Origin of the sequence: Agriterribacter sp., assembly GCF_035444585.1 — a bacterium.
Classification (GTDB): Bacteria; Bacteroidota; Bacteroidia; order Chitinophagales; family Chitinophagaceae; genus Agriterribacter.
This window is the reverse complement of the sequence record NZ_DAOMOZ010000202.1, coordinates 1-8,547: the sequence shown is the minus strand read 5'-3', so window position 1 is coordinate 8,547 and position 8,547 is coordinate 1. Positions and strand designations below refer to the sequence as shown.

Genomic DNA, 8,547 nt, shown 5'->3' with positions numbered 1-8,547 from the left:
GTGGATCGGTATTGGTCATGTCGGTACACTTATTTCCGCTATTCTTTTATTGTTCCGCCAGGGATGGAGAACCGGGGTGAACCGTGCAGCGGAAGCCATGACCATCTTTGCGGTAATGGCAGCGGGGCAGTTCCCGATCTGGCACATGGGGAGGGTTTGGCTGGCATTTTTTGTAATGCCTTATCCCAACAGCCGCGGACCGCTGTGGCCCAATTTTAACTCTCCGTTATTGTGGGACGTATTTGCCATCTCAACCTATTTCACCCTGTCGCTTTTATTCTGGTACTCGGGTTTGATACCCGATGTAGCAACGATCCGCGACCGCGCTAAAACCAAATTCAGGAAATTATTTTACGGTATCGCCTCTTTTGGATGGACCGGTTCTACCAAACACTGGCAGCGTCATGAAAGTCTTTCACTGGTACTTGCCGGGTTGTGTACGCCACTGGTACTTTCCGTACATACCATAGTATCTTTCGACTTCGCCACTTCAATCGTTCCGGGATGGCACACCACTATATTCCCTCCTTATTTTGTGGCAGGTGCCGTGTTCTCCGGATTTGCTATGGTACAAACGCTCATGCTCATCACCCGCAGGGTAATGAACCTGCAGGATTATATTACACTGGGGCATATTGAAGCCATGAATAAAGTAATTGTGCTAACGGGTTCCATAGTAGGCTGTGCATATCTTACCGAACTGTTCATGGCCTGGTACGGCGCAAACGTGTACGAGTATGATGCGTTTTTCAGGTATCGTCTGGCGGGTCCGTATGGCTGGAGCTACTGGATTATGATGACCTGTAACGTGGTGTCTCCGCAATTGTTCTGGTTTAAAAAGCTGAGAAGGAATATTGAATTTACTTTTATAATGAGCGTAGTGGTGAATGTGGGTATGTGGTTTGAGCGGTTTGTAATTATCGTTACCTCCATTTTCCGCGATTATCTTCCTTCATCATGGTCGTTGTATTATCGCCCCAGTATCTTTGAGATCGGATTTTACCTGGGCACTTTTGGATTGTTCTTTACCTGTTATTTCCTGTTCTCGAAATACTTCCCCGTAATTGCTATATGGGAAATCAAGCATGTGCTGAAAACGAGCGGCGAAAGTTATAAGGCCAAAATGCAGGATCTTGAAAAAATAAGCGCGGATGAGTTTTACGCCAAAACGCATCAGCATTAAGGTTAGCCGGGGGCTGTTCCTGAACTGGTATTTTGAACACAGATTATTCACCTTAAAAAACCCGTTGGTTTAAGGTTATGACAATAAAAAAATTTGTAGTAGGCTGTTTTGATGATGAAGATGTGCTGTTTCCCGCAGTAAAAAAAGTGCGTAAAGCAGGATATAAGATCCATGATGTGTATACGCCTTTCCCTGTGCATGGGCTCGACAAGGAGCTGGGCATGAGAGACACGAGCCTCCATACAGTAGGGTTCATATATGCGCTAACGGGGCTTACTACCGCCCTTGGCTTCATAAGCTGGATATTGACCAAAGACTGGGTGCAGAATTACGGCGGTAAGCCTCATTTTTCCCTGGCCGCGTGGATACCCATCATATTTGAGCTTACAGTATTGTTTTCGGGGGTAGGTATGACACTTACTTTTTGTTACCTCTGCCAGTTGGCGCCGTTTGTGAAGAAGCATCATTTTCATCCGAGGGCAACAGACGATCAGTTTGTAATGGTTATTGAATGTACAGCCAACACCAACGTGCAGGAAGCCGAAAATTTCCTGGCTGCGGCAGGTGCAAAAGAAGTTAATGTGCAGATGGCTGAAACCGGCTGGTGGCTGGGTCGTTACGACATGAACAAGAAATTATTCGAGCATACGGCTGAAACAGCGGGGGCTTAAAGTAAGGCAAATTTTCCCGGGGATGAAACAAAATTTGGGAATTTGCCTTTTAAATGGAGACATTTATAATATTGCCGCCAGCAGACACCCGGCAGTTAAAAAATAGAAATATACGAATGAAAAAGATACCTGTTATATCATGTGCTTTTATGGTGGCGGTAATGGCTGCGGCAAGTTGCAGTAATAAAAAACCCGGCATCAATTACATGCCTGATATGGCGTACAGCCGTGCATATGAAACCAATTCGGAAAACGATATTTTCCCGGATAAGCAAACCAACCGCACACCGGTTGAAGGGACCATAACAAGAGACCAGTTGTTGCCGTTTCGCGTTGAAAAGGATAGCGGAAGCGATACCACCAATTTTGCGAAAGCCCGGACTGTGCAGAATCCTTTGCCGCCGCTGAATGAAGCAGATATGAAAGAAGCCGAGAGATTGTATTTGATCTACTGCGGCATATGCCACGGCGCTAAGTTAGACGGTAACGGTCCGTTATGGAAAGATGGCGACGGAGCTTTTCCTGTGATGCCCAAAAATCTTCTGGACCCCACCATTGTGAGCCAGGGCGACGGGCAGATCTTTTATACCATCACTTACGGTAAAAATATGATGGGCAGCTATGCCTCCGAGTTAAATCCAAAGCAGCGCTGGATGGTGATAGACTATATAAGAGAAAAACAGGGTGTTAAAAAAACTGCAGCTACTACTGCGGCAGACAGCAGCAGTGCAGCAAAATAAAAACTGATTGAGCATACAAAAATTCATTGAAGAATGATCAAGCAACAATTTGAAACTCCGGCCAAATACAGGAAATGGACATTTGGGCTATTGGGTGTTGGACTGGCAGCATTTTTGGCAGGTTTTTTCTTTCTTGGCCTGAGTAAAGATGAGCACGACCAAACGCGGTTCTGGGCAGGACTATTGCAAAACAGCCTTTACTTTCTTATGATCTGCAATGCCTGTATGTTTTTTATTTGCATCAATATACTTGGCCATAGCAGCTGGCAAACCACCTTCAGAAGGATACCCGAAGCGATAGCTGCAGTAGTGCCTGTTTTTGCCATTGTATCATTGCTTGTATTTATAGCTATTGTTGTGGGTCATCAGCATCATATTTATCACTGGCTTGATAAAGATGCTGTGGCAACCGATAAGATCCTTAACTGGAAGAAAGGCTTTCTTAATCCTACTTTCTTTTTTGTATGGACTGTTATCACCTTAACCGTATGGATAGTAGTAGGCAGAAAGATCAAACAGTTGTCGTTGCGGGCAGACGAAGGTGAAATAACAGGTGAGGAAGCCCGGCAGTACATTTGGAACAATACAGTGTGGGCCGGTATATTTATTGTGTTTTTTGCCTTAACTACAGGATCAACCATTCCCTGGCTGTGGCTTATGAGCATTGATGCGCATTGGTATTCAACAATGTATAGCTGGTACACTTTTATGAGTAGCTTTGTAGGAGGGCTGGCGTTGATAGCCTTGTTTGTTATTTTCCTGAAAAACCAGGGCTACCTGGAGCATACCACCACGGAGCAGCTGCACGATATAGGAAAATACATTTTTGCATTTTCCATATTCTGGGCTTACCTCTGGTTTTCACAGTTTATGCTGATATGGTACGCCAATATACCGGAAGAAACAATTTATTTTAAGCCAAGGCTGCAGGGAGCGTATAAGGGGATATTCTGGTTTAACTTTATCATTAATTTCGTAGCACCCATTCTCATATTAATGACGAGAGGGTCTAAACGGAATTATGCTATTATGACATTTATGGCAATGGCGCTTGTGCTGGGTCACTGGCTTGACTTTTACCAGATGGTAATGCCGGGAGCCATGGGTGATCATTTTAGTTTGGGCTGGTACGAGTGGGGCATGTTGGTCTTTTTTAGCGGTATCCTGATGTTCTTTACAGGAAGGGCTTTAACCAAATCGCCATTGGTGCCGAAATATCATCCTTATCTTAAGGAAAGTTTGATACATCATACGTAAAGTGCGGAAAGACACCCATTATTCAAGAATAATTTTTATATAAAATGACTTCCACCGAGTATTTTATTGTTGTAATAGTTTTGCTGGTATTCGTCGTTATCTTTCAAATATCAAAGGCCAGTGAGTATGTTTCTGTATTGAAAGGAGAAAAAAAAGCTTTTGAACAAAACAACCGCATCAACGCTTTTCTGATGCTGGTGTTTTTGGTAATAGGTCTTGCTGCAGCCTGGTGGTGCAATAAAATATTGTATAAAAAAACATTGCTTGGCGTGCCTTCCGCATCCGACCATGGCGAGCACATTGATACCATGATGTGGATCACGCTTGCAATCATTGGTTTTGTATTTGTTGTTACTCAGGTATTGCTTTTTTGGTTTGCTTACCGGTACCAGGCTTCTGAAAAAAGAAAAGTATTGTATTACCCGCACAACAATAAGCTGGAATTATTATGGACGGCAGTACCGGCCATTGCATTAACTGTACTGGTTGCTTTTGGATTGTACTATTGGTTTAAAATAACGGGAGATCCGCCTAAAACGGCTATGGAAGTTGAAATTACAGGTCACCAGTTTGGATGGGAATACCGCTATCCGGGGAAAGACAACGTTTTAGGGCGGCAGAGTTATAAACTGGTAGACCCTTCTAAAAATAACCCGTTGGGGCAGGATTGGAATGATGCGGCCAATCATGATGACCTTCATCCGTCGGAAATGCACCTGGTGGTTAACAAGCCGGTGAAGCTCATCATCCGTTCGCAGGATGTTATTCATGATGTTGGATTACCTCATTTCCGTATGAAGATGGATGCAGTGCCGGGTACACCCACCACCATGTGGTTTACGCCAAAATACACCACGGCCGAAATGAAAAAGATAACGGGAAATGAAAATTTTGTATACGAAATTGCCTGTGATCAGATGTGCGGAGTAGGCCACTATTCGATGCGTGGCGTGATCGTTGTGGATACCCAGGAAGAATACGATGCATGGCTGGCCGGTCTAAAACCGCAATTCCTGACTGCGCATCCCGATGGTGTTCCTCCGACGGCAAAAACGGCAGAAGCCCGGGAACTGGAAGGAAAACCTGTGGCTCAGGCCGAAGAACATTGATTTTGATTTGTTAACAGGATATTGTTGATCAGTAAAATATTTTAGTAATGAGTAACGAAGCTGTAATTCAACCCGGTGTTATAACTCACGGAGTGCAGGAGCAACATGGTGCGCATCATCATCACGAAACATTCATATCCAAATATGTATTTAGCCAGGATCACAAAATGATCGCCAAGCAATTTCTGATAACAGGAATGATCTGGGCGATCATTGGAGGGGGTATGTCTGTATTATTCCGTATTCAACTGGGATACCCGGAAGCAACCTTACCCTGGCTGGAAGATATCTTCGGGCACTGGGCACGGGGTGGAAAAATATCTCCTGAATTTTATTACGCGCTGGGTACCATGCATGGCACCATATTGATATTTTTTGTGCTTACGGCAGGGTTGAGCGGCACTTTTGCAAACCTGCTCATTCCTTTCCAGGTAGGCGCAAGAGATATGGCTTCACCATTTATGAATATGCTTTCGTACTGGTTTTTTGTATTGGCCAGCATCATCATGATGTCTTCTTTGTTTGTTCAAACCGGTCCGGCAGCCGGCGGATGGACGGTATATCCGCCTTTAAGCGCATTGGGAGATGCGTCGCAGGGATCAAAAACAGGGATGGATCTTTGGCTCATCAGCATGGCCATGTTCGTGGTATCGCAATTACTGGGAGGGCTTAATTATATTTCAACGATCCTTAATATGCGAACCAAAGGAATGACCATGACGCGCCTGCCGTTAACGATATGGGCGATTTTCTTTACGGCAGTGCTGGGATTGCTGTCATTTCCTGTTCTTTTGTCTGGTTTCATCCTGCTGTTGTTCGACAGGCACTTGGGAACCAGCTTCTATTTATCGGATATAGTGATTGCCGGGAAAATTTTGCCAAATGAAGGAGGAAGTCCGATCCTGTATCAACACCTGTTTTGGTTCCTTGGTCATCCCGAAGTATATATCATTATACTGCCTACGATGGGACTGGTGTCGGAGGTCATGTCCATCAATGCCCGCAAGCCCATCTTCGGGTACATGGCCATGGTGGCTTCGTTGTTTGCCATTGCCACCCTTTCGTTCCTGGTGTGGGCGCATCACATGTTTGTAACAGGTATGAACCCCTTTCTGGGCTCTGTTTTTGTGCTGCTTACTTTGCTCATAGCCGTGCCCTCTGCCATAAAAGTATTCAACTGGCTTACCACGCTCTGGCGGGGCAATATCCGGTTTACCCCGGGTATGATGTTCTGCATCGGGTTTGTGAGCACTTTCATATCGGGTGGATTGACCGGGATTTATGTTGGTAATTCAACCCTGGATATCCATATCCATGACACGTATTTTATCATTGCACATTTTCATATCGTAATGGGTGTTTCGGCCTTTATGGGAATGTTTGCGGGAATTTACCACTGGTTCCCTAAGATGTATGGCAGGTATATGAACAATACGCTGGGCTATATTCATTTCTGGATAACGCTTGCATGCGCATACATCATATTTTGGCCCATGCACTACGAAGGTTTTGCGGGTATGCCACGCCGTTACTATAGCTATGAAAACTGGGAATCGTTCAAGCAGTTTGTGGAGCTGAACCGTGTGATCAGTTTTGCCGCTATACTGTCTTTCCTGGTGCAGTTGTTGTTTTTGTTCAATTTCTTCTACTCTATTTTTAAAGGGAGAAAGGTTACAACAAAAAATCCGTGGAACGCCAATACGCTTGAATGGACAACGCCCATTAATCCCGGGCATGGCAACTGGCCCGGCGAAATTCCTGAAGTGCATCGTTGGGCATACGATTATGGTAAGGATGGCGTGGATTTCATTCCGCAAACCGAGCCGGTAACGAAAGATGAATCAAAGCATTAATGATTTCCGCTAACGGGCGGGATAAATACAGCTCTTTGTGCTGATAAAACAGAGATTTTTGAAGGTAAGGGATACATACGACGGGGCACAGCAGTCAGCTTCTTTTATGGTAATTGACAAGCTCAAAGACTATATGCTGCTGATAAAGTTTACCCTGAGTTTTACAGTAGTATTTTCCTGTGTGATCAGTTATCTGCTGGCACCGGGCATTACGTTCAATTTCGTGTCAGTTCTTTTATTATTTACGGGTGGATTGCTCATAACCGGGTCGGCCAATGCCATTAACCAGATAACGGAGAAAGACACCGACGCATTGATGAAGCGCACAGCGAAGCGCCCGGTTGCCAATGGCAAAATGAGCGTTTCTGAAGCCTCGGCTTTTGCCGCTGTGGCAGGTGTTGCAGGCGTATTGCTGGTAGGTTACTGGTTTAACTGGACGGCGGCTATGCTGGGATTGTTCAGCCTGTTCCTTTACGGATTTGTATATACTCCTTTAAAAAAGGTACATTCCGTTTCTGTGCTGGTAGGTGCCATACCGGGAGCCTTGCCCTGTTTGATAGGATGGGTGGCGGGAGCAGATGAACTGAGCGCCGGCGGATGGGCTTTGTTTGCGATCCAGTTTTTCTGGCAGTTTCCGCATTTTTGGGCAATTGCATGGGTGGCGCACAAAGATTACAGCCGGGCGGGGTTTAAGCTGATGCCTTCCGATGCAGGACCAACAAAATATTCGGCAATCCAGGCCATTATCTATTCGCTTCTGATGATACCGGTAGGCATATTCCCCTACCTGATACACATGAGCGGGCTGGTTAGCCTGGTTATTATACTGGTGGCCAATTTGTTCATGGTATGGCAAAGCATGCGTTTGTACAGGGAAATGAATGTGCAGGCCGCCAGAAGGGTAATGTTCAGCTCTTATATTTATTTGCCGGTAGTGCTTTTAAGCCTGCTTGCCGATAAAGTAGCAGGTATATAGCCAGGTACAAGCTTTGAATAATGGGTTTTATGAGGGAACAGGCACCCGAAACCCAAAGCCTACAGCTCACTGCTGAAAGCTATTTATTTTGTTAATGAAACCAGTTGTAATGATAGAAATGATGAGTGCGCAGCGAAAAAGAATACATCCGTATAAATTTAACATGTGGCTGGGCCTTGCAGGTATAATTATGATGTTCGCAGGGCTTACGAGCGCTTACATTGTAAAGCGAAGCCAGCCGGGATGGGAAAGCTTTACGCTGCCAACTGTATTTTCTTACTCTACTTTGGTTATACTGGTGAGCAGCCTAACCATGCAGGTGTCTTTGAGAGCGTTCAAGGCGCACCAGATGAGTAAATACAGATTGTTCTTTGCTGTAACCGCTGTTTTGGGCATCCTGTTCAGCATACTGCAGGTGAACGGATTTTACCGGTTTGGGGAGATGGGGATGAAAATGGTCGGGATAGGCTCCAATCCGGCCTATTCCTTTGTACTGGCTATAGCAGGGTTGCACATTGCGCATGTATTGGGCGGTGTAATTGCCCTGGGGGTCATTCTCTTTAAAGCGTTCAGCACAAAAAAACGCAATTATGACAGTATACCCGTGGAAATAGTAGCTACCTACTGGCATTTTGTAGATATCCTTTGGGTTTACATTTTTGTATTTTTTCATTTATTGCATTAACCACGAACAAAATTGAGCATTCATAAAATTTAAATTGCATGTCAACACACATACCGGCCGGATATAAATGGTG

General features: G+C 44.9%; 8 protein-coding genes. All 8 read left to right on the top strand.

What is annotated here, in order from left to right:
- A partial coding sequence (gene nrfD / locus PLH26_RS17525) for an NrfD/PsrC family molybdoenzyme membrane anchor subunit (protein WP_324587329.1) occupies nucleotides 1-1,183 on the top strand: 1,183 nt, incomplete at its 5' end.
- A 77-nt stretch (nucleotides 1,184-1,260) separates the two neighbouring features.
- Complete coding sequence (locus PLH26_RS17520) at nucleotides 1,261-1,854, top strand: DUF3341 domain-containing protein (RefSeq protein WP_324587328.1); 594 nt, start codon at nucleotides 1,261-1,263, stop codon at nucleotides 1,852-1,854.
- A 116-nt stretch (nucleotides 1,855-1,970) separates the two neighbouring features.
- Nucleotides 1,971-2,594 carry a c-type cytochrome gene (locus PLH26_RS17515; RefSeq protein ID WP_324587327.1) on the top strand — a complete coding sequence of 208 codons (624 nt, stop codon included), beginning with the start codon at nucleotides 1,971-1,973 and terminating at the stop codon, nucleotides 2,592-2,594.
- Between the two features lie 33 nt (nucleotides 2,595-2,627).
- Nucleotides 2,628-3,851: a quinol:cytochrome C oxidoreductase gene (locus tag PLH26_RS17510; protein ID WP_324587326.1), complete on the top strand. Its 1,224-nt coding sequence runs from the start codon at nucleotides 2,628-2,630 to the stop codon at nucleotides 3,849-3,851.
- A gap of 44 nt (nucleotides 3,852-3,895) precedes the next feature.
- Nucleotides 3,896-4,960: a cytochrome c oxidase subunit II gene (locus PLH26_RS17505; RefSeq protein WP_324587325.1), complete on the top strand. Its 1,065-nt coding sequence runs from the start codon at nucleotides 3,896-3,898 to the stop codon at nucleotides 4,958-4,960.
- Nucleotides 4,961-5,007: 47 nt separating this feature from the next.
- Complete coding sequence (locus PLH26_RS17500; RefSeq protein ID WP_324587324.1) at nucleotides 5,008-6,813, top strand: cytochrome c oxidase subunit I; 1,806 nt, start codon at nucleotides 5,008-5,010, stop codon at nucleotides 6,811-6,813.
- A 58-nt stretch (nucleotides 6,814-6,871) separates the two neighbouring features.
- Nucleotides 6,872-7,789 (top strand): heme o synthase, encoded by a 918-nt coding sequence (gene cyoE, locus PLH26_RS17495; protein WP_324587323.1) that lies wholly within the window; start codon nucleotides 6,872-6,874, stop codon nucleotides 7,787-7,789.
- A gap of 94 nt (nucleotides 7,790-7,883) precedes the next feature.
- A complete protein-coding gene (locus tag PLH26_RS17490) occupies nucleotides 7,884-8,474 on the top strand; it encodes a cytochrome c oxidase subunit 3 (protein ID WP_324587322.1) in 591 nt (196 codons plus the stop codon).
- Nucleotides 8,475-8,547 lie beyond the last annotated feature (73 nt).